General features: G+C 45.2%; 25 protein-coding genes. 11 read left to right on the plus strand and 14 right to left on the minus strand.

All coding sequences use genetic code 11. The features are described from left to right. Positions 1 to 421 precede the first annotated feature (421 nt). The gene (locus IEW88_RS06890) at positions 422 to 1345 is read left to right on the plus strand and encodes a Dyp-type peroxidase (RefSeq protein ID WP_147903599.1); all 924 of its coding nucleotides are present in this window, start codon (positions 422 to 424) and stop codon (positions 1343 to 1345) included. On the opposite strand, the gene argR is transcribed toward IEW88_RS06890, so the two are convergent. Beyond that, complete coding sequence (gene argR / locus IEW88_RS06895; protein ID WP_008899669.1) at positions 1328 to 1798, minus strand: transcriptional regulator ArgR; 471 nt, start codon at positions 1796 to 1798, stop codon at positions 1328 to 1330. The two genes, IEW88_RS06890 and argR, sit on opposite strands and share 18 nt — an antisense overlap. A 185-nt stretch (positions 1799 to 1983) precedes the next feature. Here argR and mdh point away from each other — a divergent pair, with 185 nt between their 5' ends. After that, complete coding sequence (mdh, locus tag IEW88_RS06900; RefSeq protein ID WP_053424169.1) at positions 1984 to 2925, plus strand: malate dehydrogenase; 942 nt, start codon at positions 1984 to 1986, stop codon at positions 2923 to 2925. Positions 2926 to 2989: 64 nt separating this feature from the next. Here the strand turns inward: mdh and ispB are convergent, their stop codons facing one another. After that, positions 2990 to 3961: an octaprenyl diphosphate synthase gene (ispB, locus tag IEW88_RS06905; RefSeq protein ID WP_053424170.1), complete on the minus strand. Its 972-nt coding sequence runs from the start codon at positions 3959 to 3961 to the stop codon at positions 2990 to 2992. A gap of 207 nt (positions 3962 to 4168) precedes the next feature. Here ispB and rplU point away from each other — a divergent pair, with 207 nt between their 5' ends. From rplU to IEW88_RS06930, 5 genes are all read left to right on the plus strand, one after another. Beyond that, complete coding sequence (rplU, locus tag IEW88_RS06910; protein ID WP_008899666.1) at positions 4169 to 4477, plus strand: 50S ribosomal protein L21; 309 nt, start codon at positions 4169 to 4171, stop codon at positions 4475 to 4477. A gap of 18 nt (positions 4478 to 4495) precedes the next feature. Continuing rightward, positions 4496 to 4753, plus strand: coding sequence for a 50S ribosomal protein L27 (gene rpmA, locus IEW88_RS06915; protein WP_008899665.1), 258 nt, complete (start codon positions 4496 to 4498; stop codon positions 4751 to 4753). A 190-nt stretch (positions 4754 to 4943) separates the two neighbouring features. After that, on the plus strand, positions 4944 to 6098 hold the full coding sequence (cgtA, locus tag IEW88_RS06920) for an Obg family GTPase CgtA (protein ID WP_147903600.1): 1155 nt from the start codon (positions 4944 to 4946) through the stop codon (positions 6096 to 6098). 7 nt (positions 6099 to 6105) lie between these two features. Beyond that, a complete protein-coding gene (gene folA / locus IEW88_RS06925) occupies positions 6106 to 6594 on the plus strand; it encodes a type 3 dihydrofolate reductase (RefSeq protein ID WP_147903601.1) in 489 nt (162 codons plus the stop codon). A gap of 77 nt (positions 6595 to 6671) precedes the next feature. Next, positions 6672 to 7052 (plus strand): DUF3718 domain-containing protein, encoded by a 381-nt coding sequence (locus IEW88_RS06930; protein WP_053424172.1) that lies wholly within the window; start codon positions 6672 to 6674, stop codon positions 7050 to 7052. A 69-nt stretch (positions 7053 to 7121) separates the two neighbouring features. Here IEW88_RS06930 and IEW88_RS06935 read toward each other — a convergent pair whose 3' ends face one another. From IEW88_RS06935 to IEW88_RS06965, 7 genes are all read right to left on the minus strand, one after another. Beyond that, positions 7122 to 9134, minus strand: coding sequence for a HAMP domain-containing methyl-accepting chemotaxis protein (locus IEW88_RS06935; RefSeq protein WP_147903602.1), 2013 nt, complete (start codon positions 9132 to 9134; stop codon positions 7122 to 7124). A gap of 108 nt (positions 9135 to 9242) precedes the next feature. Further along, on the minus strand, positions 9243 to 10040 hold the full coding sequence (locus IEW88_RS06940; protein ID WP_147903603.1) for a symmetrical bis(5'-nucleosyl)-tetraphosphatase: 798 nt from the start codon (positions 10038 to 10040) through the stop codon (positions 9243 to 9245). Positions 10041 to 10044: 4 nt separating this feature from the next. Then, positions 10045 to 10422 carry a Co2+/Mg2+ efflux facilitator ApaG/CorD gene (gene apaG / locus IEW88_RS06945; protein WP_147903604.1) on the minus strand — a complete coding sequence of 126 codons (378 nt, stop codon included), beginning with the start codon at positions 10420 to 10422 and terminating at the stop codon, positions 10045 to 10047. Continuing rightward, positions 10419 to 11234, minus strand: a complete 816-nt coding sequence (rsmA, locus tag IEW88_RS06950; protein WP_147903605.1) for a 16S rRNA (adenine(1518)-N(6)/adenine(1519)-N(6))-dimethyltransferase RsmA — start codon at positions 11232 to 11234, stop codon at positions 10419 to 10421. The genes apaG and rsmA overlap by 4 nt, the downstream gene beginning before the upstream one ends. Then, the gene (gene pdxA, locus IEW88_RS06955) at positions 11224 to 12222 is read right to left on the minus strand and encodes a 4-hydroxythreonine-4-phosphate dehydrogenase PdxA (protein ID WP_147903606.1); all 999 of its coding nucleotides are present in this window, start codon (positions 12220 to 12222) and stop codon (positions 11224 to 11226) included. Before pdxA ends, rsmA begins: the two co-directional genes overlap by 11 nt. Then, positions 12219 to 13511, minus strand: coding sequence for a peptidylprolyl isomerase SurA (surA, locus tag IEW88_RS06960; protein ID WP_053424178.1), 1293 nt, complete (start codon positions 13509 to 13511; stop codon positions 12219 to 12221). The genes pdxA and surA overlap by 4 nt, the downstream gene beginning before the upstream one ends. Before the next feature lie 11 nt (positions 13512 to 13522). Continuing rightward, positions 13523 to 15796: an LPS-assembly protein LptD gene (locus tag IEW88_RS06965; RefSeq protein ID WP_147903607.1), complete on the minus strand. Its 2274-nt coding sequence runs from the start codon at positions 15794 to 15796 to the stop codon at positions 13523 to 13525. 142 nt (positions 15797 to 15938) lie between these two features. On the opposite strand from IEW88_RS06965, the gene IEW88_RS06970 reads away from it, so the two are divergent. From IEW88_RS06970 to djlA, 3 genes are read left to right on the plus strand one after another with little or no spacing between them, the layout of a single operon-like run. Next, positions 15939 to 16928, plus strand: coding sequence for an aminoglycoside phosphotransferase family protein (locus IEW88_RS06970; RefSeq protein ID WP_147903608.1), 990 nt, complete (start codon positions 15939 to 15941; stop codon positions 16926 to 16928). 1 nt (position 16929) lies between these two features. Further along, positions 16930 to 17613, plus strand: a complete 684-nt coding sequence (murU, locus tag IEW88_RS06975; RefSeq protein ID WP_053424180.1) for an N-acetylmuramate alpha-1-phosphate uridylyltransferase MurU — start codon at positions 16930 to 16932, stop codon at positions 17611 to 17613. Continuing rightward, the gene (djlA, locus tag IEW88_RS06980; RefSeq protein ID WP_147903609.1) at positions 17603 to 18403 is read left to right on the plus strand and encodes a co-chaperone DjlA; all 801 of its coding nucleotides are present in this window, start codon (positions 17603 to 17605) and stop codon (positions 18401 to 18403) included. The genes murU and djlA overlap by 11 nt, the downstream gene beginning before the upstream one ends. Here the strand turns inward: djlA and IEW88_RS06985 are convergent. From IEW88_RS06985 to rapA, 5 genes are all read right to left on the minus strand, one after another. Continuing rightward, positions 18400 to 18744: a DMT family protein gene (locus IEW88_RS06985; RefSeq protein WP_053424181.1), complete on the minus strand. Its 345-nt coding sequence runs from the start codon at positions 18742 to 18744 to the stop codon at positions 18400 to 18402. The genes djlA and IEW88_RS06985 overlap by 4 nt on opposite strands. A gap of 81 nt (positions 18745 to 18825) precedes the next feature. Then, positions 18826 to 19593 carry a DUF3530 family protein gene (locus IEW88_RS06990; protein ID WP_147903610.1) on the minus strand — a complete coding sequence of 256 codons (768 nt, stop codon included), beginning with the start codon at positions 19591 to 19593 and terminating at the stop codon, positions 18826 to 18828. Between the two features lie 127 nt (positions 19594 to 19720). Further along, positions 19721 to 20785, minus strand: a complete 1065-nt coding sequence (locus IEW88_RS06995) for an OmpA family protein (RefSeq protein WP_147903611.1) — start codon at positions 20783 to 20785, stop codon at positions 19721 to 19723. A gap of 185 nt (positions 20786 to 20970) precedes the next feature. Continuing rightward, positions 20971 to 21624, minus strand: a complete 654-nt coding sequence (locus IEW88_RS07000) for an RluA family pseudouridine synthase (RefSeq protein WP_147903612.1) — start codon at positions 21622 to 21624, stop codon at positions 20971 to 20973. A gap of 11 nt (positions 21625 to 21635) precedes the next feature. Continuing rightward, positions 21636 to 24551 (minus strand): RNA polymerase-associated protein RapA, encoded by a 2916-nt coding sequence (gene rapA, locus IEW88_RS07005; RefSeq protein ID WP_221411374.1) that lies wholly within the window; start codon positions 24549 to 24551, stop codon positions 21636 to 21638. 291 nt (positions 24552 to 24842) lie between these two features. Between rapA and IEW88_RS07010 the strand changes: the two genes are divergently transcribed. Continuing rightward, entirely contained in the window at positions 24843 to 26234 is a 1392-nt protein-coding gene (locus IEW88_RS07010; protein WP_147903613.1) for a PhoH family protein, read from the plus strand. Positions 26235 to 26245: the final 11 nt, after the last annotated feature.

Consider the following 26245-nt stretch of genomic DNA (forward strand, 5'->3'; position numbering starts at 1 on the left):
CACTCCGGAGCCTGTCCTGTTCATCCTTGTGCAGCCCTGCACAATCCTTTGATATCCCAGCTTCCTGCGGCTACTTCATGTAGCTTGTCCTGTTAAACATCTTGTTTAACTGTCACATCCAGCGACGAAATAATTATCCTACATTTAGCGTCGGAAAAGGACCTTCTTTGTTAAATACTTGTAGTGAAATATTATTGTAATCTTGGTGTTTTTTGAGTTTTTCTATTATGAATCATATGTTTGTGAATTTGTTATAGGAGTGTTTCTTGCAGTAAAAGCTATATTAGCTTACTGATTTGTGAGATATATCTCACAAAGAAATAGGGCGATTGTCTGCCTGAACTTTGGCTTGCGTGAAAACTACTGACCGGGAGCAGCCAAATTGATATGATCATTCTTTCTTGATTCTGATGAGATAGATATGGCCCGGGAACAATCTGGCATTTGTGCCGAAGCAAACTTGCACTGTTGTTATTTATTGTTAAATGCCCTGGATGGTCATGAACAGTATTTGCGCTTGCAGTTGGCTAAAGTTCCCCTATTAGCAGAGCGTTTATCCGAGCAGTTTTCAGAGGCGATGCTTAATGTTGTAGTTGCTGTAGGTCAAAATTACTGGCTTCATTTGTATCCTGAGCAGCGACCTGACCCCTGGCCTGACTTTTCCGATAATCTGGCAGATATAGCTGTGGTTGCTTCGGATTTATTGATCCAAATTCGGGCTGACCGTTTTGATGTGATTCATATCGCGACTCAGCAAATTTATCATGTGTTACAGCAGCATGTGGATCTGTACGAACAGTGCCATGCATTTCGTTATCTGGATGGTCGTAATTTGACTGGATTCCATGACAGCCCGGATAATCCAAAAGGCAAATTACGGCGCTCCTGTGCTTTGATCAGTAACGAGCCGAAAAGCGCTATGAGTGCAGGCAGTTATGTCTACATGTTACGTTATCAATATGATTTACAACGTTGGCAACAACTGACGATGCCAGAGCAGGAAGCTGTGATGGGGCGTAATAAGCTGGATGGTCAACTGTTGCCATCAGCACAACGTTTGGCAAATTCTCATGCGGATAAAACAGCACTGGAAAATACAACAGGCCGCAAACAGATCCTCTGGCAAAACATGCCTGTAGCTAATGTTCGTGCTCAGGGTATGATTTCCGTCGGGTTTTCAGCTAACGCCACAGAGGTGCCTTTGTGGTTGTCGAATCGTTTAGGGCATAACAGCGAAGATGCAGATTTATTGTTAGAGTATTGCCAAATTGAGGCGGGGGCTGCATTTTTTGCCCCCTCCATCAGTTTTCTTGAAGAGCAGGCCGGATCAGACCTTTTCAAATAACTCTGTCACCTTATTCAAGGTGAAGTTAATGTTTTTGACACTGGTCGGCGCGATAAAAATAGTGTCATCGCCAGCTATGGTGCCCAACACGCCTTCGGCTTTACCAACAGAATCCAGCAAACGAGCTATCAACTGAGCTGCACCAGGACTGGTGCGGATAATGATCATCACATCGTTATGTTCGATATCCAGTACTAATTGCCGTAATGGGCTTTTAGTGGTGGGCACACCTAGCTCAGGAGGCAAACAATACACCATCTCCTGCTTGGCATTACGGGTACGTACAGCACCATATTTGCTTAGCATGCGGGACACTTTAGACTGACTTATATTATCAAAGCCTTCCGCTTTCAGCGCATCCACAATATCGCTTTGGGAACCAAAACGCTCTTCTTTTAATAAAGACTTAAAGGCTTGGATCAAAGCTTCTTGTTTCGATTGTTTAGTCATCATTTTTATTTAAACTTTTTATTTTTTAGGCCGAATTAACTGAACTTGGACTAATACTGTGGTTCAGCAAGTAAATTACACCAAAATCGGATAAAATGCTTAGACTTTAGGCGTAAGTGATTTGTATTTTGTGCCACATTTCAGTATTGTTGGCGCGTTTCTTTTGAACCGTAAATTGGGAGAATAGCATGAAAGTTGCCGTATTAGGTGCTGCTGGTGGTATAGGTCAGGCGCTGTCTTTATTATTAAAGTTAAACTTACCGGCTGGTACTGATTTAGCTCTGTACGATTTAGCCCCAGTGACTCCAGGTGTAGCTGTTGATTTAAGTCATATCCCTACAGCGGTAAAAATTACAGGTTTTGGTAAAGAAGACCTGGATAAAGCGCTGATCGGTGCAGATATCGTGATGATCCCTGCCGGTATGCCACGCAAGCCAGGCATGGACCGCTCTGATTTATTCAACATCAACGCTGGTGTTGTAAAAACTCTGGCTGAAGCCATAGTAGTGAACTGCCCTAAAGCCTTGGTTGGTGTAATCACTAACCCTGTGAACACCACTGTTGCTATCGCAGCTGAAGTGTTCAAAAAAGCCGGTACTTATGATCCTAAGCGTTTATTCGGTGTAACTACGTTGGACGTGATCCGTGCTGAGACTTTTGTTGCTGAATTAAAAGGCAAAAACCCTGCTGAAATTACTGTTCCAGTGATCGGTGGTCACAGCGGTACTACTATTCTGCCTCTGTTGTCTCAAGTCAAAGATGTCACTTTCACAGATGAAGAAGTATCTTCATTAACTTACCGTATCCAGAATGCCGGTACTGAAGTTGTGGAAGCTAAAGCTGGTGGCGGATCTGCCACTCTGTCTATGGGTCAGGCGGCTGCTCGTTTCTGTGTGTCTTTAGTCAAAGGCTTACAAGGCGAAAAAGTAACTGAGTATGCTTATGTTGAAGGTCAGGGTGAACATGCCCGTTTCTTCGCTCAGCCAATCGTATTAGGCAAAAACGGCGTTGAAGCGCTATTACCTATTGGTGCATTAAGTGCATACGAGCAAAAAGCGATGAACGATATGTTAGGCACGTTAAAAGCTGACATCACCTTAGGCGAAGACTTTGTTGCTAAAGCAAACTAAGATTGTTTTTATAGAGAAAAGCCAGCATTAGCTGGCTTTTGTTTTTTTGAAGTGTATCTGCTTTTTAGTGATTGCGTTGCACAGCTATATCGGCCAAGGTTAATAAAGCGTCTTTGTAACCAGACTCTGGTAAGAAGGCGATGCACTGGCGGGCTTTTTCAGCTTCCAGTTCAGCCATAGAACGGGTGTATTCAAAAGCTTTAGTGTGCTCCAGAATCGCCATAATGCGCTCCAGATGCTGCATACCGTTGGCATGTTCAATCGCATCTTTCAGCAGTTGCTGGTCATCACCGCTGGTGTGGCGCAGTGCATAAATCAGTGGCAGTGTCGGTTTCCCTTCTGCCAAATCGTCACCGATGTTTTTGCCCAATTCATCCGCATCTGCCTGATAATCCAGCACATCGTCAATCAGTTGGAAGGCCGTGCCCAGATGCATGCCATAGAGTTTCATGGCGTTCACCACAGATTCAGGCTGATTTGCCAGAATAGCGGCAAGCTGGGTAGCTGCTTCAAATAATTTAGCGGTTTTGCAGTAAATCACCTGCATATAGTTCTGTTCGGAGGTTTGTGGGTCGTTGACGTTCATCAACTGCAACACTTCACCCTCAGCGATGATATTGGTCGCATCAGCCAGAATTTGCATGATTTGCATTTTATCCAGCGACACCATCAGCTGAAAAGCTCGTGTATAAAGAAAGTCACCGACTAGCACACTGGCTTGGTTACCAAACACAGCGTTGGCGGTTTCCTTACCACGGCGTAGCATGGATTCATCCACTACGTCGTCGTGCAACAAGGTCGCGGTGTGAATAAACTCCACTATAGTGGCAAGCGTAATATGCTGCTGGCCTTCATAACCCAGCGCACGAGCTGCCAACACAGCTAATAGCGGGCGTAAGCGTTTACCACCACTATTGACTATGTAGATGCCAAGCTGATTAATCAGCGCCACCTCAGAACTAAGCTGAGAGAATATATGTTGGTTCACGGCCGTCATGTCGTTAAGACTGAGCTGGCGGATCTCTTCGAGCGTCATCTGGTAAAACAACTGCTTAGGTATAGAATGTGGCTGATTCTACACCATTGCAGCTGATCAGCTAAAGTAAAACCCGATCCTTTTTGTGGCTCACTGATCTTTTTAATAATTGTGCTTGCGAGGGTAGGGGAAATTGCGTACAATTCGCGCCCTGTGATTATAATTAACACGCCCTTAAAAGTCGGCGTGCTTTGTACGGAGTTAACTATGTACGCGGTTTTCCAAAGTGGTGGTAAACAGCACCGTGTAACGGAAGGGCAAACCCTTCGTCTAGAAAAACTAGACTTAGAAACCGGCGCAACTATTGAATTTTCAGCTCTGATGATCGCTAACGGCGAAGACATCAAGATCGGTACTCCTTTAGTTGAAGGCAGTAAAGTAACAGCGGAAGTGGTCAACCATGGCCGTGGCGATAAAGTTAAAATCGTCAAATTCCGTCGTCGTAAGCACTACCGTAAACAAGCTGGTCACCGCCAGTGGTTTACTGAAGTGAAAATTACCGGCATCAGCGCGTAATCGAAGGAGTAACTACTCATGGCAAGTAAAAAAGGTGTAGGTAGCACTCGTAACGGTCGCGATTCAGAAGCGAAACGCTTAGGTGTGAAACGTTTTGGTGGTGAGTCAGTATTAGCTGGTAACATCATCGTTCGTCAACGTGGTACTAAGTTCCACGCTGGTAGTAATGTAGGTATCGGTAAAGACCACACATTATTCGCCTTAACTGACGGTAAAGTGCAATTCGAAACGAAAGGCGAGCACAATCGCAAATTCGTAAGCATCGTTAGCGAATAACGACGCATTGATTCGAAAAGCCCCGCCTAGTGCGGGGCTTTTTTATTAAGAATCATCAAAGGCTGATACTTCAGTCTACTGAAGGTTAGTTTTGTTGCTTTCAATTCATCAGAGCCTTGCTATGCATTCATGCTGGGGCTGAATTGATAGTATAATGAGCCCATAGTTTTTTTAGATCAGGATAGTCCAGATGAAATTCGTAGATGAAGCGGAAATTCGGGTTGAAGCCGGCGATGGCGGCAACGGTATTGTCAGTTTCCGTCGCGAAAAGTTTGTCGCCAAAGGTGGCCCAAATGGTGGTGACGGTGGTGATGGTGGTGATGTTTATTTAATGGCTGACACCAACCTGAACACCCTGGTGGACTATCAGTTCGAAAAGTATCACCAGGCAGAACGTGGTCAGAATGGTATGAGTACCAACTGCACAGGTAAGCGTGGTGATGACCTGATTTTACGTGTCCCGGTTGGAACTCGTGCTGTAGATATTGATACTGCTGAAGTGATAGGTGATTTAACCAAAAACGGCCAAAAGCTGATGATCGCGAAAGGCGGCTGGCATGGTTTGGGTAACGCCCGTTTTACCAGCAGTACCAACAGAGCTCCACGCAAGAAAACTAATGGTACGCCAGGTGAAGTACGTAACATCCGTTTAGAATTGCTGTTATTGGCTGATGTGGGCCTATTAGGCCTGCCAAATGCCGGTAAATCGACTCTTATACGCGCAGTATCTTCTGCCAAGCCAAAAGTAGCTGATTATCCTTTTACGACTCTGGTTCCTAATCTGGGTGTGGTGCGGGTTGAAAGTCACCGCTCTTTTGTGATTGCAGATATTCCGGGTTTAATTGAAGGCGCAGCCGAAGGTGCGGGCTTAGGTATTCAGTTTTTAAAACACTTAGAACGTTGCCGCTTGTTATTGCACGTTGTCGATGTATTACCTGCTGATGGCTCAGATCCGGCTGAAAACGCTGTGACCATATTAAAAGAATTAGACAAATACAGTGAAAAGTTAGCCAATAAACCTCGTTGGTTGGTCTTTAACAAGCTGGATTTAGTGCTCGAAGATGAACTGGAAGAAATCATTGAGCGCGTCACTAAAGCTATCAACTGGCAAGGTGAAGTTCATAAAATTGCTGCTGCAAGTCGGACTAATACTGAGCGTTTAGCTGCAGACATTTTAAATTACATAGAATTATTGCCGGTTGAAAAACCGCGAGAGCAAGTCGAAGACGCCGTAAACTTTAAGTGGGATGATTATCATCAGGACGTACTATCTGTTGAAGACGACCTGGATGATGATGATTTTGATGAAGACGATTACGACGTTGAAGTAATTTATAAGCGCTGAGGTGACAATGCGGATTGCAATGATAGCGGCTATGGCCAATAACAGAGTGATTGGCAAAGACAATCAGATGCCCTGGCATTTACCGGCAGATCTAAAGCATTTCAAGAAAGTGACTTTAGGTAAGCCGGTGATCATGGGTCGCAAGACTTACCAATCTATTGGTAAAGCCTTACCGGGACGCCGTAATATTGTCATCAGCAGGCAAGGTGTGGCTCTAAGTGCAGATGCAGATTGGGTACGAAGCATAGAGCAGGCGCTGGCTTTAGTACAAGATGAAGCAGAAGTGATGATCATAGGTGGTGCAGAGATATACCGTCAGGTGCTGCCTTTAGCTGATACCTTATATATCACTGATATTGAATTGACCGTAGAAGGCGATGCCTTTTTCCCTGACTATCAGGCTGCAGCTCGCTGGCATGAAGCAGCATCAGAATCCCATCAAGCTGATCCACAAAATCCCCATTCCTATCATTTCCGTATCCTGAACAGAGAATGAACAGGACTTCATTGCACCTGTTGCTACATGTTGTTACTATACTTTTGTCTGTTTTTTGACTGCTTCAGGAGTAATGTATGAAATTGTTGCCAGCAGTGTTCTGTGGTGTAGTGGTGGCCGGTGCAGTATTGGTGTCCCCGGTAGTGCATGCTGACGACCAGTTAGCGGCTTCGATGTGCGATTATGTCAAGGCTGACGATAAAAATAGATTACGCAAAGTTCTGAGTGATTACCGTCTGCGCTTACGTAATATTTATGAAGGCGTTACTTGTAATGGCGATAGCTTAGTTCGGTTTGCGATAAAAAATAATGCAGCTGATGTAGGTGAGTTTATAGTGAAGCAGTTACCTGCAGCTCAGGTTGCAGCATCTGGTGATGTTGCATGGGCTGAGGGTAATGGTTTTGCATCTTCCCCTTTGATAGCTGTTATCAAAGAGCGAGCCGGTGGTGGTGAGTAAGTCGCTATCCTGACCCAATAAAAAATCCGCCATCTGGCGGATTTTTTTTAGTATGAACTAGCGATCAGTTCAGACTTTGAACTGATCGACAGACTGACGTAACTCTTCCGCTAAACGAGCTACTTCATGACTGGACTGAGAGGTCTGCTCAGCGCCAGAAGCAGTTTGCTCAGCGATGGTCACAATAGACTCTAACAAGTGGCTGATTTCGTTAGACACTTGGTTTTGCTCTTTAGCGGCATGGGAGATTTGCTCACTCATATCATGGGCCAAGTGGACGGCGTTAGTGATAGATTCCAGAGCCTGGGCAGCTACTTCAGTTTGAGTCACACAATTTTCAGCCTGCTTTTTACCCTTGTTCATCGCTTCTACAGCTGCATGAGCACCGGTTTGCAGCACTTGGATCATGGCTTGAATTTCCTGAGTGGATGCTTGAGTTTTGCTTGCCAGAGAACGAACTTCATCTGCTACCACTGCGAAACCACGACCTTGTTCACCAGCACGTGCTGCTTCAATAGCGGCGTTTAATGCCAACAGGTTCGTCTGTTCAGCGATGCCACGGATAACATCAAGAATGCTGCCGATTGAGGCGCTATCTTTATGTAGTTTATTAATCACAGCAGAGGCCTGATCAACTTCTGTAGATAATTGCAGTATGGTTTGTTTGTTATTTTCAGAAATCACTTTCACACGTTCAGCTTCGCTGTCAGCATTTTTGATTTCAGCCAACGCGTCGTTTGAACTTTGCATGACGCCTTGTGAAGTACTGCTCATCTCAGTTGTCGCTGTAGCTGCCTGAGTGACCTGAGACTTCTGTTCACGAATAGCTGTAGTAGTTTCTACCGTAATAGCTGAAGTTTGTTCTGAAGCCGCGGCAAGCTGTGTAGAGCGGGAAATAATGCCTTGGATCAACTGACGTAAGTTAGTGATTACCTGATTACAGTTACGAGCCAGATCGCCAAATTCGTCATGAGCCTTGTCATCCAGGCGTTTCGTTAAATCACCTGAGGCGACTACACCTAAAATTTCGTTCACTTTAGCTAATGGGACTGTGATGCTGCGCACCGTAACCATGGCTATACCTACAGCCAAACCTATAGAAATCAATACGACAAGGAAGATAGTCGTAATGGCACCTGATACGTCAGATTGAGCTTCAGCCTGAATTTCACCTGCAGCTGTACGCGCTCTGGACAATAAACGATTTAATCCATCTAACGCAGTTTTGTTGTGAGCTTCCGCTTGTGTCAGTTGTTTTTGTGCTTCTGCAGAGGCTGCTAACATTTGTGCTTTTAACGTCAGTATACCTTCATCACCCACTAACAAATCATTGATTGCTGTGATTTTTTCATCTAAATCAGCAACCATATCAACACTGGCTCCTGCTTCAGTTTTGATGGTGGTCATTTGCTGATTGACACCTTCTAAACGTGAAGTGACTTCATTCGAAATAGTCTCTGCTGTGCTGGCTGATGTTGTACGGGTTAAATCAACGACGATACTGACTAAGGTATTTAATCCGGTCTCCAGCTCAGCAGCGGCTTTGCTAGCCTGTGGGAAACGACGAGTCACGTCTCTGACATCGCTGAAATCCAGTAACAAAGATGCCGAGTCATCTGAATTTAACTCCACATCTGATAATTGAGAGGCAATTTGGTCGCGCAGCGTCAGGCTTTTGCTAAGCTCTGAGAATAGTTTTTTACTGACTGGGGTAAATTCGGTATAGGCAGCGGATACATCCTTAAAAGAATTTGCCAGCGTTTCTTCTTCTGCTACTACTACTTGCAGTGCTTTAGCGGCAGTGTCGTACAAATCTTGTTCAATAGCGAACTGAGTTTCTAATTCTTTAACCTGCTTCACTTCAGTCGCATAAAAAGCCTGCAGACTGACTTTGCTCATTTTGACAAATTCACTTTGCAGTACGGCACTATTTTCTAATGCTGGGATCGAGATTTCGTTTACTTGCGTGGTTGAGGCATTGATACTATTCAAGCTCATGTACGAGGTAATACCGATCACCAGCAGTAGCAGTGAAATAACACCAAAACCACCAATAATCCGAAGTGCTACCGTTAACTTCATAACCTTACTCCCAGTATCCAGGTTAAAAGGGCATTGTTACCCCTGTCACCACACAATATCAATCAAAAATATATTATTTTGAAACAGCGCCGCATTATAGCGTTATTTTTAGTCAGAAACACTATAACGCCGTGCCGTCTCAATACAATAGGCCGTTAAATAATTTCCCCAGACACATCCGGTATCTAAAGCGTGAATACCCGCTACCGGGCTATGTCCCATTAAGGCCGCCCAGTGACCAAAAAAAATCTCCGGATGAGATTCTTGTTGCCAAAATGCATACCATGGAAGCAGCGTACTCACTTTTTCAGGATGACGCTTTTCTTTGAGTTCAAGTGCTCCATTTGCCAGACAAAATCGCATTCTGGTGCAGCTGTTAATAGTAAAACGCCAACGCTCCTGCTCAGAGTGTGCTTCTGACCATAAAGCCGGGGTATTGCCATACATGACAGAAAATAGTCTCTCTGGAGAGCCCTTGAGTACAGAGCTGACTTCTGCGGCCGCCTTTAATGCGATATCTACTGGCCAGTTTGGGGCTAACCCGGCATGAACCAGCAACAAGTTACGCTCTGGTTCAAAATGCATCAAAGGTTGCTGCTGTAGCCAATGGACGAGCTCAGCTAAATCCGGAGCGTGCAGCAAGTCGTCTAACAGATCTTTTGGATCAGCTTTAGCGAAACCAAAAGCGCAGGCCAGAAAATGCAAATCATGATTTCCCAGTACTACCTTGGCTCTATCACCCAAAGAGCGGATAAACCTTAGTGTCGCCAGCGAATCTGGGCCTCTGGCGACTAGATCTCCGCAAAACCACAAATAGTCTTTATTGGCATCAAACTGGATTTTAGCCAAGAGCGACTGTAGTTGTTGAAAACAACCTTGCACATCGCCTATCACATAGCCTGGCATAACATCAGTTCAGAATATTTGGAATGGCCAAACGGAACAGAGGAATAGCTGCTTTAAAGCTTAACTGGCTCTGGCTGGTCATTTCGTAGTGACCTTGCATAGTTCCTACTGGAGTCTCCAGCACTGCGCCACTGGTATAGCTATAACTGGAACCAGGTGCCAGTTGCGGCTGTTCACCAACGACTCCGTCACCATGGACTTCGGTTTCTTTACCATTAGCATCGGTAATCAACCAGTAACGCTTTAACAGTTGTACCGTCTCTACACTGTGGTTTTTTATGGTAATGGTATACGCAAAAACATAGCGGTTATTAGCCGGGTCTGATTGCGCTGCGACATAAAATGTTTCAACTGAGACAGGAATTTCAAAACTCAGACTCATAACTGGTGTTGCTCTTGTTGATGTAACCAGCGAGCTATACCGATAAACTGCTCGACACTTAATTGTTCCGGACGCAAGGTTGGATCTATCCCCATTGCTACAATCTGCTCTGCTGTTGCAAAGTTGCTGAAACAGTTGCGTAAGGTTTTTCGACGTTGATTAAAGGCTTCCAGACACACTCTGTTTAATACAGCGACAGGCACATCCTGACGCTCTGATACAGGTTTGGGAATAAGCCGAACTACGGCTGAGTCAACTTTAGGGGCCGGTTTAAAGGCGCCTGGTCCAACTTCTACCACTGGCATGGCATGACAGAAAAACTGAGTCATAACAGATAAGCGGCCATAAGTTTTAGAGCCATGGCCTGCGGTCATTCGCTCAACCACTTCCTTTTGCAGCATAAAATGCATGTTCTCAATATCGTCAGCATAATCGAATAAATGAAACAACAAAGGAGTCGAGATGTTGTAAGGTAAATTGCCAAAGACTTTGAGTTTTTTTCCAGGTTGCACTAACTGACGGAAATCAAATTTCATTGCATCGGCCTGATAAATAGTTAATTTATCTGCCAGCACAGGATGTTCCTGTAAACGTTGTGCTAAATCTCTGTCTAGTTCAACGACGGTGAGGTGGCCTGATTTTTCTGCCACAGGTTCTGTAATAGCGCCTAAACCAGGACCAATTTCTACCAGTATGTCTGTTGGTTTCGGATTGATGGCTTTGACTATGCGTTCGATCACAACTGGATCGTGCAGGAAGTTCTGACCAAAACGTTTTCGGGCTGTATGTCCTTGGTGTACTTTATCTGTCATGTGTTAACTTGGCTCTTTGCGCTAAATAAATGGCTTGTTCCAGGGCATGGAATAAACTTCCGGGGTCGGCTTTGCCTGTACCTGCTAAATCCAGTGCAGTGCCATGATCAACTGATGTTCTTATTAAAGGTAAACCAAGGCTAATATTGACTGAACGTCCAAAACCTTTGTATTTCAGCACAGGCAGGCCTTGGTCGTGGTACATGGCCAGAACTGCGTCAGCATGTTCCAGATATTTGGGCTGAAACAAGGTATCTGCAGGCAATGGGCCGACTAAATCCATACCTTGCGATCGCAGCTCGTCTAAGGTGGGGCTGATCACGTCGATTTCTTCACGGCCTAAATGTCCGTCTTCTCCTGCATGTGGATTTAATCCACAGACATAAATAACCGGAGCTTCAATAGCAAATTTGTGCTGTAAGTCGTGATGTAAGACGGAGATGACTTTATGCAGACGCTCTTTCGTAATAGCTTTTGCAACATAAGCAAGTGGGATATGTGTGGTGGCCAGGGCCACCCTTAGTCCTTCAGTGGCCAGCATCATTACTACATAAGGAGTGTTTGATAACTGGGCAAAAAATTCGGTGTGACCGCTAAAAGGAACTCCTGCTTTATTAATAATCCCTTTGTGCACTGGACCAGTCACTATGGCATCGAATTCACCAGAGATGGATTTTTCGCCTACATACCTTAAGGTGTCGACCACATAACGTCCGTTGGCTTCATTCAACTGGCCCGTCATGACAGGGGCTTCTAATGCAAAGTCAACGCAGGTTAAGGTTCCTGCCTGTTGTGGTGAAGCAGGTTGATTTGGCTCATAAGGTAAAAGCTGAAGCGGCAGGTTTAACGCCGCCGCTCTTTGCTTTAACAGGTCTGCGTTGGCGCAAACAATCAACTGGGCTGGCCAGTTTTTTTGCGCCAACATCACCACGAGATCAGGTCCTATACCAGCTGGCTCTCCTGGGGTGATTGCTATCCTTAATGTCATTCAGTCTCCGTCAGTACTTCAATAAAAGCCTGATCACGAAGCTCACGCAGGAAGTTAGCTTGTTCTTCATTAAAGCGGCGATTAAATAACATACGGTAAACTTGGTCTTGTTTTTTCTCTGCGGTCATGTCAACAACACGTTTATCCAGCAGTTGCACTACATGCCAGCCATGCTCAGTGCGGAAAGGCTGACTAATTTCCTCGATCTGCAGATTATTCAGTGTATCGCGAAATGCAGGGACATACATGGCCGGATCGGCCCAACCTAAGTCACCACCTTTTAATTTAGAGCCCGGATCTTCAGAGTTGGCTGACGCAAATTCGGCAAAGTCTGCTTTGCCTGCTTTAAAGTCAGCGACAAATTGCTTTAAGGTGTCACGGGCTTTTTCTTCGCTCATAATAATGGAGGGTTTGATCAAAACGTGACGTGATTTGACTTCATTCAGTTCAGCCACATTCGCGCCACGAATATCAAAAATAGTCAGGATGTGAAAACCGGCACCAGAACGTAAAGGTCCAATTATATCGGTTTTTTTCTTGCCGCGAATGGCATCAGAGAACAGCGTTGGCATTTCGTTAATATTCATCCAGCCCATGTCACCGCCATCCAGAGCTGTAGTGTCAGACGAGGAAGCAATAGCAATTTTCTTAAAGTCGCTACCTTCACGCAACAGCTTCATCACTTTGTCAGCGCGATCTTTGGCTTCGGTAATTTCCTCAGTACTGGCCTGATTTGGAATGGAAATCAGAATGTGCCCTATATTGTATTGCTCATTCGAGGAACCTTGTTCTTCCATCACTTTCATCAGCGTATCTATTTCCTGCGGGCTGATATAAATGCGGCGTTGTACGTTGGCTCTTAACACTTCGCCCGTGGTAATTTCTTCACGGAAGCGTTCACGAAACTGTTGGTAGTCGCCTTCTTCCTGCACTATACGCTGACGAAATTGCTCCATAGTCAGGTTTTCACTGCGTGCAACGTTTTCCAGCGCCTGGTCCAATTGAGGGTCTGTGATCTGTAAACCCATACGTTTAGCCATTTGCATTTGCAAGCTGTTGCTGATTAAACGTTCAAGGGCCTGAGTGCGTAAAGCGCGATCGGAAGGCAAGGTTTGCCCCTGACTTTGCGCGTTACGTTTTACTTTATTGACCATATCCGTCACTTCAGTGTCCAGTACTACACTGTTGTTGACGATAGCTGCAACACCGTCGATCTTTTGTTCTGCCGCCTGGCCCGAAAAGGCCAGAAATGCGGCCACAGAGCTGGCAATCAAAAGTTGTAACTTCATAGGTTCCTACATTAATTATTTAGTAAATATGGGCGTCTATAACCAAAAATACCATTCGACAACATGTCGCTGACTGAGAAGCCAGCTCCTTCACCAAAACCTTTCAAGACAAATTGTACGGCGATTCCATTATCGAAGGTTGGAGGTTGTGACAAATCATCCAGCGCCAATTCAAGGTTGGTATTGATTTGGCGCTTGGCAACCACACGTATAGCCCAACAACAGGACTCATATTGCAAACCAAAGTTAGCTTCTATCATATGATGCTTGTTGATGTCACGATAATAACTGGCAATCAGTTTCCATTTATCATCTATAGGTGTGGTACCTAAAAAACCGACCTGTTCAATTTCGTAGTCTGAGACCTCACGACTGTAGCGGTGGTTCAACTGCAGCAAACTTTTATCATCAGCCACGTAATCTAAAGTCACGTTACTTTTTACCATCCGCTCATTGCTTGCATCATACTGCAATGCCGTATTTAAGTACCAGCCCTTGCTCCAGTTCCATAAAAGCTCAGAAGCAAGTACCGAGTCTGCGGTCTGTTCTGTGTCCTGCAAGGAATTATCTATAGGCTTGGGGTCATCAAGGAAAACGATTTGGCCTAAACTGAAACGAAACAACTCTGTATCTTGCGAGTCATAAAGCCGGGTTGTCCAGCCTACCGTCAGTTGGTTGGTGTCGGCTATTCGGTCCAGACCTGAATATCTATTTTCACGGAACAAACCATAATAATCGTCCTGCAGCCTGGCTGTATCGTAAAGTCCAATATCTGATTGGTCACGATAAGGAATATAAAGATACTGCAACTGGGGCTCGAACGTTTGTAATGACCCCGAATCTTCCCAAGCCAGTTCTCTTTCCATATTCAATTTGGCATTAATCTGCACTTTAGGTACAGTTCTGGTCGTTTCTTCTTGCACCAGCAGGGTGGTTTGATCGGTATTTTGTTGATAGCGCGTGTGCAACAGGCTGGTTTCTGCAACCAGTTCCATGGCTGGCGTGATTAAAGGCCAGCGAATACTGGGTTCCAGGTGTAAACGGTCAGCATTGTTAATGATAGCTGCATCATTGCGAAAATGGGCATATTGGCTGTGCCAGTTAAACTCAAAACCTGCAGCTAAATCCAAAGGTGCAGCTGAGCTCAGATCAATCTGAGGCAAAGCAGCATAAGAAGGGGAATAATTCCCAAGGATTTCAAAACCCTGCAGACGAATTTCTGAGTTCAGATAATCGCCGAAATAATTCAGGCTAGCTTGACGGTATAACTGCGTATCGCTTTGATTGCTGTAATCTGAACCTAATTCAGACAAGTAGGCGTCGTCGCTGACATCGGTGAAATCGACACTGGCTCGCCAGCGGTCCGACAGATCACCGGTGTGGCTAAAATGAGTTAAATAACGACTGCCAAAGTCTGCAGGTTTGTCATTATCATCAGGCAACACTTCTACTTGCAGTTGACCAGCATGGGCCTCTGTCAGATAACGGAATTCAGTATTGAGCTGTGCGCCCCTTTTACTCATCATACGTGGACTGATGGTCGCATCGTAATTCTCTGCCAGATTCAGGTAATAAGGAGTTTCAAGTTCTAGCCCCAACTTTTGCGAGCTGCCAATTTTTGGAAACAATAAACCACTTTTACGTTTGTCACTGACCGGGAAGGTCATATAAGGTAAATAAAAAACCGGGACATCCTGAATTTTGATCACCGAATGCCAGGCTTCGCCCCAACCATCCTCTGAGTTGATATTAATTTTATCTGCATGCAAGGCCCAGCTACTGTCGTTTGCAGGGCAAGTGGTGAAACTCGCCTCTGACAAATTGATCTGTTGCTTTACAGCACTCATTTCTTTGGCATAACCACGCCCAGACTGGCTGACCAGTTGATAATCAGCGTCGTTTAACACGGCCTTGTCTTCTTTGAGCTGCGCACTAAACTGGCTGCTGCTGACTTTTAAATCAGGGCTGTAGTACTGGATCCCTCCAGTGGCAAGCAAGGTTTGTTCTTTTTGGCTGAGCTGCGCATTTGCAGCATGGAGCATGGTATTGCGGTAAATAATTTCTATATTGCCGTCAAATAATGCAGTTTGGTCTTGCATCATTCGGATCCGGTCAGACAAAATCTGTAGTCTGCTGTCTTTTGCTGATAAAGAACTAAGCTTGGCTGGCATTTCAACCGCACTGTAACATTGCTCAATAGGTTGAGATGTTTGCTCTTCTGCATGGACTATATAGGGGATACCAAGTGCCATGATAATGAGGCGATAGATCAGAGAATGAGTCATGCAACCTACTTAGTACAATACCTGAAATGGGTGAAAACGACCGGAACACCGAGCGAGCTATAATAAATCAATTTTCCAGATCCTGCTAATCCGTTATAGTGCTGGCTTTGACCTGTAGGGGAAGAGTGAAGTGCCAGAGCGAATGCAGTTAATTCAAAGTTTTTTAGCCGCTTGTTTTCCTGGCGAAACAATTCAGTTGGATCCCATCACAGGCGACGCAAGTTTCAGACGCTATTTCCGTTTTTCCAGAGCTCTTCAGCACTATATTTTGATGGACGCTCCAACGCCTGCAGAGGATTGTGGCCGTTTTGTTGCTACTCAGCAGGCCTTTGCCAACGCAGGTTTGCAAGTTCCGCAAATTATTGCGCAGGATATCCAGCAAGGATTTTTATTGCTCAGTGATTTAGGTGACACTTTATTGTTATCCAAACTGACTGAAGATACAGCCAGCTCCTTCTATCGTCAGGCTTTGGCGCAATTAGCTCAGATCCGGAAGATCAGCGCAACCAGTGCAGGGCCTCTCCCTGTATTTGATCAGGCCTTTTTGATGCGGGAAATGCAGATTTTCATCGATTGGTGTGTACTTCAACACTTGCAGGTATCACTCAGTGAACAAGAACAAGGTATGTTGCAGCGGTACTTTCTGCGGTTGGCAGACTCTGCACTACAGCAACCGCAGGCTGGAATGCATAGAGACTACCACAGCCGTAATTTGATGCTGCAACCCGATGGTTCTCTGGCTGTGATCGATTTTCAGGATGCGGTGACAGGGCCAATCAGCTACGACGCAGTATCGCTGTTAAAAGACTGTTATATCAAGTGGCCGACAGAGTTGGTCCAGACGCTCAGCCAGGAGTTTTATCAAAACCTGGTGGCTCAGGAGGAATTGTCGGCAGAAGTCAGCCCTGACCAGTTTCAGCAATGGTTTGATTGGATGGGACTACAGCGGCATATTAAGGTCTGTGGTATTTTCTGCCGCTTATACCATCGAGACGGAAAGTCTGGCTATCTTACTGATTTACCTCGGGTCTTTGACTATGTGCTTGAGGTCACATCGCGCTATCCAGAGCTACAGGAGCTCGACTTGTGGTTAAACACCAAAGTGAAACCAGCATTGGAGGCCAAAGACTGACATGAAAGCAATGATACTGGCGGCAGGTCGTGGCGAGCGTATGCGTCCTTTGACTGATCATTTACCTAAACCACTGTTAGCTGTGGCTGGCAAACCATTGATCCAGTATCACCTTGAAGCGTTATGTGCTGCGGGTATCAGAAATATTGTGATCAACCATGCCTGGTTAGGACATTTGTTACCCCAGCATTTAGGGGCTGGTGGGCAGTTTGGTGTCAGCATCCATTACTCAGATGAAGGCGCTGAAGGACTTGAAACTGCTGGAGGTATTAAAAAAGCGCTACCTTTGTTAGGTGATGCTCCTTTTGTTGTGGTAAACGGCGATGTGTTCACGGATTATCCTTATCAATTATTGACTACCAGGTTGGCATCAGACAGCTTAGCGCACTTAGTTCTTGTTCCTAACCCTGTACAGCATCCCCGTGGTGATTTTGGCATCAGTGAGCAAGGTTATGCTTTAGCTGAAGCCACAGACTGCTTTACCTTCAGCGGTATTGCAGTATACCGGCCGGAATTTTTCAGGGATATCGCTGCAGGTAAACAAAAACTGGCTCCCTATTTGCGTCAGGCCATGCAGAAAAACAAAGTCACGGCGGAGCTGTATCAGGGCGTCTGGCACGATATTGGTACTGTGCAACGACTGACAGAATTATCGGCACAGTTGGAGTCAGAGCATGTGGGGTAAAATTCTTGGCGCCTTATTTGGTATGGCGCTGCTCAAAATTCCTGGTTTATTGCTCGGTTTATTAGTAGGACATTGGTTTGACAAGTCCTATGGCGGGGCTTTTGCCAGCCGCGGTGGTTTTAATGGTTTTTCTCGTGACAAATCAGAAGCACAAGGCATTTTCCGCTATAACACTTTTGCGGTAATGGGGCATATCGCCAAATCAAATGGGGTAGTGACTAAGTCACATATTCAGCAAGCCACTGTCTTTATGGACCAGTTAGGTCTGAGCGCTATGCAAAAACAAGAAGCTCAAGCGGCTTTCCGTCACGGTAAGCAGGCTGATTTTCCTTTGTTAGAGCAATTAGCCGAATTTAAGTCTGCATACAGAACCAGGCCTGATCTGCTACTGATGTTTCTCGAAATTCAAATCAGTACCGCTTATGTCGACCTGAATCTGAGCAGCGCAGAGCAAAGGATCCTGACTCAGGTCGCATCAGCTTTGGGGATCAGTGCTAGTCAATTAGAACAAATGATTAGCCGCTACGAAGCCGAAGCCCGTTTTGCCAAAAGCAGTCAAAACGGCGCTGCTGATACGATAGATCGTCTTGCTGATGCCTACAAAATTTTAGGGATCAGTGCCGAAAGTTCTGAAGCAACTGTTAAAAAAGCCTACAAAAAACTGATGGCACAGCATCATCCGGACAAACTGATGTCACAAGGATTACCGCCTGAGTTGATGGATGTGGCCAAACAAAAAACTCAGGATATTCAAGCCGCTTATGAGTTGATCCGCAAGCAAAAAGCTTAATCGCGGAAAAACATAAAATAGACAGCTCCCATCAGACACAAACCGGCGTAGACATAATTCCATTTGAAGGGCTCTTTCATATAGAGCACCGCGAATGGGATAAATACGCTCAAGGTAATAACTTCCTGCAGAATTTTTAGCTGAGCCAGACTCAGTACCTGATGACCTATCCGATTGGCAGGTACCATTAACATGTATTCAAACAAAGCTATCCCCCAGGATACGGCAATCGCAATGTACAACGCTGAGCTCTTAAAATGCTTTAGGTGCCCATACCAGGCAAAGGTCATAAAGATATTACTGGCGGTGAGCAATAAGACGGTTTGGATCAAGGGCGACATAGTCCAGCTTTTCCGGTATGTGGTGACAAAATGATGAATGCTGCACAGTGTAATAGTTTTTTATCCGAGGCAAAGTGATTTTTAGTAGCCCTGATAGCTCAGCCAGCCGTATATTTCTTTCAGTACCCGTTGCTGAGTTTCAGCTTGTGCACTAAGTCCACTGATTTCACGTTGGCGATAGAGTAATTTTTGTTGTTGCCTTGCCAATTGTTTTCTTAATTGCCACTGGGCTGCGACTTGCCGATTTCCTTGTTCTTGCATCAGATCTAAAGTGGGAACCTGTTGCTTAGCTATGGCTAAGGGCAAGCTGCGTTGCTGTTCTGCTAACGGCAAATAAGCTTCCAGCAAAATAAGAGATTGAGGCTCTTGTAATTTTTTATCTGCATACAGCTGGCTGAGTAGTGCGGCGCTGCTGCCCTGAGCTACAACTATGATGGCATTGTTCTCTGGCTGCACACTGGCCATTGCTGCCGCGACACGTTGTTGCAGCTGCATTTTGTAGCTGTCTAACGCTGCAATATCATCCTCAAAAGGAGCATCTGGTACAGCTATAGCTAAAGTGTCCCAGCCATAATCATTAAATTCTTTACGAAGTAAATTCAGATATTTAGGACTTGCAGCGTGTTGAGACCAGTCGGGAATAAATAAAATAGTGCCTTTTACTTTTGCAGTAAATGCGGCTCGTTTTAATGCCAGAAAACTTTGGTCGCCAGCCAATAATTCGGTGATTTCATCTGTAGGTAATTGCCAGCTTAAATCGGATTGATTCCATTGCTCCATCGACATAGGTTCTGAAGTTGCGGTGCAGCAGCTTAAAAGCAGCAGAACAACTAAACTTTTTGGTAGCATTAGCTCGACTCTGAAGTATGAAAATCTGTATAGGCTATATCGGCAGCCTATTGCGAAACTTTATCGATGAGTATGAATGAAAGGAATAAAAAAACCGCCTTGCGGCGGTTTTTTCTCAAAGCAGAGATTAACGCTCTACTTTCTCTTTTACTGTAGCAGTAACAATAGCTTCGATGCGGCGGTTAGCAGCATGAGCAGCTGCAGTATTGCCTTCTACTTTTGGACGGTTCACACCGTAGCCAGTAGCAGTAACGCGGCTTGCACTGATACCGTGTTCATTGGTCAGAACCTGAGCAACAGCGTCAGCACGACGTTGAGATAACTTCATGTTATAAGCTGCAGAGCCTACGTTTGAAGCATGACCACCGATTTCAACATCAGTACCAGGGAAACGTTTCAGGAAGGCTGCTAATTCAGCGATTTCTGTTCTGTACTCTGGTTTGATTTCAGCTGAGTCGTTAGCAAACTGAGCTTTTAAAGTGAAGTTCACTTCTTTTTCTGTGAAGATTGAACAACCTGTTGCGTCTACTTTATCAGTAGAAGGAGTGCCTGGGCACAGGTCGTTTGCATCAGGTACACCGTCGTTGTCGCTGTCGGCGACTACAACAACAGGAGCTGCTACTGGCTCTGGAGCCGGAGTTGGTTCAGCTACAACAGGAGCATCACCAAACAGCACTGACATACCTAATTTAATGCCTGCATCACCAAAGCCATCATCCAGACTTTGGTAGCGGTTCATTTCACCGAATAAAGACACGCGATCCGTTGCATAGTAGCGGTAACCAACACCAGCGTTCACTGCATAACCGTCATCACCGCCTTTGAATTGTAAATGCTTCAGACCACCAGCAATATACATGCCTGTGGTACCTACATTATACAAAGCGTCAAGACCTGTGCGTTCAGCGCTCAATTTTTCGTCAGTGTTTAACTGTTCTAAACGTTGTTTGCTGTGCTCAAGACGCATACCCCAGGTTTCGTTGAAGTAATAGCCTAATTCAAAACCAAAACCTAAACCTTTGTCTTGGAAAGACCAGTCAGCAGATTCAGTTTTTTCGCCATCTGGCAGGTAGTATTCGGCGAATAAAGAGCCAAAAGCACGATCAGTCAATACTGGTTTTGAGCTATCAGCTAAAACAGTAGTGGATAATAAAGCTGCCGTAATGGCAATTGCGCTAGTACTTAGTTTCATCCATATCTCCTAAGAGGTAAATTGCGGCTGCTATTCTATTTCACTAAAACATTTAGTCAAATTTAGCGGCTCGTTATTACAAATGTTAGTCAGATATCCACCTGACTCCTTACCCTGATGCTAAGTTTACCTTAAATAACTGAACCTTAGGTTAACAAAGCAATCAATTACAGCTGTTCCTTTGATCAGAACGGACATTGCACTTCAAAATATAGCTCAATTCCTGAAGTTGGGTGTCTGAATGCCAAAGAGCCAGCATGCAACTGAAGTCGATCTACTGAACGTCGTCCACATTCAGTACCATAAAACTTGTCTCCGAGGATCGGATGACCAAGCCACAACATATGTACTCTCAGCTGATGCGATCGCCCTGTAACAGGCGTTAACTCAACTCTGGTCTGGTGTTGGTTTCGCTCCAGTACCCGGAAGTACGTGAGCGATGGCTTACCGGATCTAAAATGCACCATTTGTTTTGGTCTGTTGGGCCAATCACACAATAAAGGCAAATCAACAGTCCCGGAGTCCACAGGGACTTGTCCTTCCAGTAAAGCGAAGTAGCGCTTTTTAGTCTGGCGCAGCTCAAACTGTTTATTCAAAGCCCGCTGACTCTGGGCGTGCATCGCCATGATAACCAGCCCGGATGTCGCCATATCCAACCTGTGTACTATACGGGCTTGCGGCCATACCAAACGGACCCTATAGTCCAGGCTGTCTTTGTGCTCCGGAGCTTTGCCAGGAACAGTAAGGAGTCCACTTGGTTTATTCAGGATCACAATATCCTCATCCTGAAAAACTATATCCAGATATGGGGTCGTCGGTGGCCTATATTCAAGTAGCATTTTATTAACTTTTAATCATGACTGACAACAACGACCCGCAGCGCATCAAATTTTAACCTGGCTTTACTGATGTAATCCGTTAATTCTTGTTGCTGTTGTTGTAAATATGCAATTTCTTCCGGACGTACCGAAGGATTTAGTTTTTGTAGCGCCTGCAGACGTTCGATTTGAGCGTTCAATTTTTGTTGCATCAATTCTTGTGCTTGTTGTTGTACTTCGACAAGACGCGCAGTCGCCAATTCCTGAGCTTTGCCTATCAACGGATGGATGAAGCTTTGTAAGGCTTTCACCATTTTTGCAGCAGGTTGACGCCCAACAGGTTTTAATTGTTTATTAAACTGCTCAAAACCCACGTTTGCAGCCAGATTTTTCCCATTTTTTTCCAGCAATAAACGCACAGGAGTCACAGGTAAATAACGACCCAGCTGCAATTCTTTTGGTGCACTGGCTTCTACAATAAATACAAATTCTACAAAGTAGGTGCCGGCGGGGAGGGCTTTATTCGGCAACAATGCGACAGAACTATTGCCCATTTGTTCATTGGTCAGAATATCCAGTGTGCCTTGTACCATCGGATGATCCCAGCTTAAGAACTGGATATCTTCCTGTGCTAAAGCCGTTGCTCTGTCAAAAGTGACACTGATGCCATCGTCGTCCAGCATCGGGTAATGGCTGTGCAGATGCTCGGACATCGTCAGCACCATGCTATTTTCACCCCGGTCGTCTTGGTTGACACCCAACACATCCCAGGCTCTTAGCATAAACATAGGTAACTTCGTCTCGTCATCCAAAGCAGCGATAGCTTCAGCAAGTTCACGGGCCTTGCCTTGGCCTGAACTATTGATTTCCAGCAGTTTATCGCGGCCTTGCTCCAGTTTTTGTTTCAGTTGCTGGTTGAGTTCTGCGCTTTTGGTAATCAGCGACTGAACGGCTTCTTGATCCACAGTAGTAGCGGCCAGCAATTCAAACAGCTCTGTGCAGACCTGTTCAAATACCGAGCGTCCGGTCTGGCAAGTCTGGCTCAGTGCCTGTAAACCCTGTTGATACCAATCCAGCAGTACCTGCTGTGGATGAGCGGCAAAATACGGTATATGAATTTGAATATCCTGAGTCTGACCTATACGGTCCAGACGACCGATACGCTGTTCCAGCAAGTCAGGGTTTAAAGGTAAATCAAATAACACCAGATGATGAGCAAACTGGAAGTTGCGGCCTTCACTGCCTATTTCTGAACAGATCAGCATTTGAGCGCTGTTGTCTTCCTGAGCAAAATAAGCGGCAGCCATATCCCGTTCAACAATAGTCATGCCTTCGTGGAAGACTGACGCTCGAATACCCTCACGCACACGCACAGCTTCTTCTAGTGCGATCGCTGTGTCGGCATGAGCACAGATCAGTAAAAACTTGCTGCGTTTATGTTGTTTCAGTAAGGCAATCAGGTGATCGACTCTAGGGTCAAACTGCCACCAACTGCTGGCTTTGCCTTCGAACTCCTGAAACACCCGCTCAGGGAATAAACTGGCTTTGGCTTTTTGCTCCAAACTTTGTTGTTTATTAAAGGCTTGTTGCACTTTTAACGCATTTTTATATTGTTCAGGCAGTTCTAAAGCCACGACTTGTGGCTGGCGTTGGGGGAAACCTGAAATAGCACTACGGCTATTACGGAATAAAATCCTGCCTGTACCGTGACGGTCCAGTAATTGATTTAACAGCTGCTGTTTTGCTTGATCAATATCATCATCACTGCTGTTAGTCTGTTGCAAAGTGGCCAGAGCAGTTTTGATGTCGCTTTCGGCTAACAGCTTGCTTAAAGCTTGTGCGGACGCCGAACTTAAAGGTGTTTGATCCAAAACCGCACCAGCTAAATCAGCGATCTGTTTATAGCTTTGTTCTTCTGCAATAAAAGCCTGATAGTCGTGGAAACGGTTGGGATCTAATAAACGCAAACGGGCGAAATGGCTCTGATGACCTAATTGATCAGGAGTGGCCGTTAGTAAAATTAAACCAGCTGTGCCTTCAGCCAGTTCTTCAATACGCTGATATTCAGTGCTGGCCGCTTCTTCGCTCCACTGCAAATGGTGAGCTTCATCCACCACTAATAAGTCCCAGTCGGCTTCAACTGCTTTTTGGTGATGGCTACGTTTTTTTACCAGGAATTCAAGGCTGGTTAACACCAGCTGTTCAGTTTCAAACGGATTGCCACCATCCAATGAGGATTCCACACAACGTTCGTCATCAAAAATAGAAAACTTCAGGTTGAAACGACGTAACATTTCCACCAGCCACTGATGCTGCAGCGACTCGGGCACGACCACCAATACGCGTTTTGCTAAACCTGCCAGCACTTGTTGATGAATAATTAAACCGGCTTCAATAGTTTTACCTAAACCTACTTCGTCGGCCAGCAACACGCGCGGTGCGTGGCGTTTGGCTACCTCTTCTGCAATATAGAGCTGATGTGGGATCAAACTCATACGGCCACCAACCAGACCTTGCAATGGACTTTGTTGCTGGCGGTGCAAATGCTGCCAGCTCTGATAACGCAGCGGGAAGGTTTCAAAACGATCCACCTGACCGGCAAATAAGCGGTCCTGTGGCTGGCTAAAACTAATAAAGTGATCGAGGAATAATTCGCGTAAGGCTACAGTTTCGTTGGTGTCTGTACGGGTGCCATGATAAATAAAACAGTCGTTTTTGCTTTCGACTTCGCTGATTAATAGAGAAAAACCTTCAGCGCTTTTGACTGTATCGCCCGGGTTAAACTGAACACGGGTCAGCGGTGCTTCCAAAATAGAGTACAGACGGTTTTCACCACTGGCTGGAAACAGTAAAGTCAGCATTCTGCCTTCCTGCCCAATTACAGTACCTAAACCTAAATCCGACTCACTGTCGCTGATCCAACGTTGGCCCAAAGCAAATTTTATCATCTTGTCCTCACTGCAGAAAATGGCGCGCTATGGTACAGCTAAATGCCTGATACCGCATCAGCTCAACGAACGTATTTTTTTGTAATAGATTAAAAATCGTCATCTATTGGTCATACAGGCAGTGCATTTTTGCTCTAAGCTTAGATCAAATGAATAAAAGTACTGCGGGTTCTGTCTTTGCTGAACCAAACAGCATCCTATAAGTCAGACGCTGTATACCGAAAATAAATAAAGATTGTTGTATTTTTGCCATGGACTTTCATGGTTTTTATTGACGCTAAGGAGCTGCTTATGGCGCGAAGAAGAGCTAAAGATAAAAAAATATACGTTCTGGACACCAACATTCTACTGCATGAACCTTTCGCCTTCTTAAACTTTCAGGAACACGACGTTGTCATCCCGATGACAGTGCTCGAAGAATTGGATCACATCAAAGACAAGCATAAAGACGTCAGTCGTGAAGCCCGTATTGCGATTCGAGCTTTGGAGGATGTGCTTAAAGACGCAACACCGGAACAGATGCTACAGGGTGTCGCTTTACCCAGTCATGCAGAGGAAAAAAATGCCGGTCATTTATTTATTATTAATGACCATCATATCAGTGATCAGATACCAGGTTTACCTGGTGGGGAAAACGATCATTTGATTATTAATACTGCGTTGTTTTTACAGAGGGAAAAAGCGCCGACCAAAGTGATACTCGTCACTAAAGATATTAATATGCGACTTAAAGCTAAAGGCGCAGGACTGAAACTGGTTGAAGATTACCGTACCGACCAGTTGATTGACGATGTACGATTTTTATATAAAGGCTATTACAAGTTTTCGGGTGATTTTTGGTCCGTCGTCAAAGACTGCCGCACCCACAATGAAGGCCGTGAAACCTACCATTTTGTACCCCGTTCCGTTTTACCTAATGCTTATATCAACGAATACCTGATTGACGAAGCTGAAACTTTTGCTGGCCGGGTGCTGGAAATCAATGAACAGGAAATCAAAATTCTTGATTTAGGTTTTGAGCGCCTGATGCACAAACACGCCTGGGGTATCCACCCGAAAAATATTTATCAGGCAATGGCGTTAAACGCCTTGCTTGACCCGGATATGGATTTAGTGATCCTGACTGGCCCCGCCGGTTGCGGTAAAACTCTGATTGCGTTGGCCGCGGCGCTGGAGCTGGTGATTGAAAAGGGCATGTACGACAAAGTAATAGTCACCCGCAACACGCCGGAAATTGCTGAGTCTATCGGCTTTTTACCTGGCACAGAAGAAGAGAAAATGGCGCCATGGCTGGCGGCCATTACCGACTCGCTGGAAGTGTTACATAAAACCGACGAACATCCGCATGCCAGCGTGCAATATATTATGGATAAAGCCAATATCCAGTTTAAGTCAGTCAATTTTATGCGCGGCCGCAGCATTCAGAATGCAATAGTGCTGCTGGATGAATGTCAGAACTTAAGTGCAGCTCAGCTGAAAACCATCATCACCCGTTGTGGTGAAGGCACCAAGCTGATCTGTTCAGGCAACCTGTCGCAAATTGACAGTAACTATCTGACCGCTGTTACTTCAGGTTTGACTTACATCGTAGAGCGTTTTAAAAACTTTGAAGGCAGTACCACCATCAATCTCAATGGAGTAGTACGTAGCAGATTAGCGTCTTTTGCTGAGGCTAATTTATAAATGCAATAAAA

This window comes from Rheinheimera tangshanensis (assembly GCF_014645135.1).
Lineage (GTDB): Bacteria > Pseudomonadota > Gammaproteobacteria > Enterobacterales > Alteromonadaceae > Pararheinheimera > Pararheinheimera tangshanensis.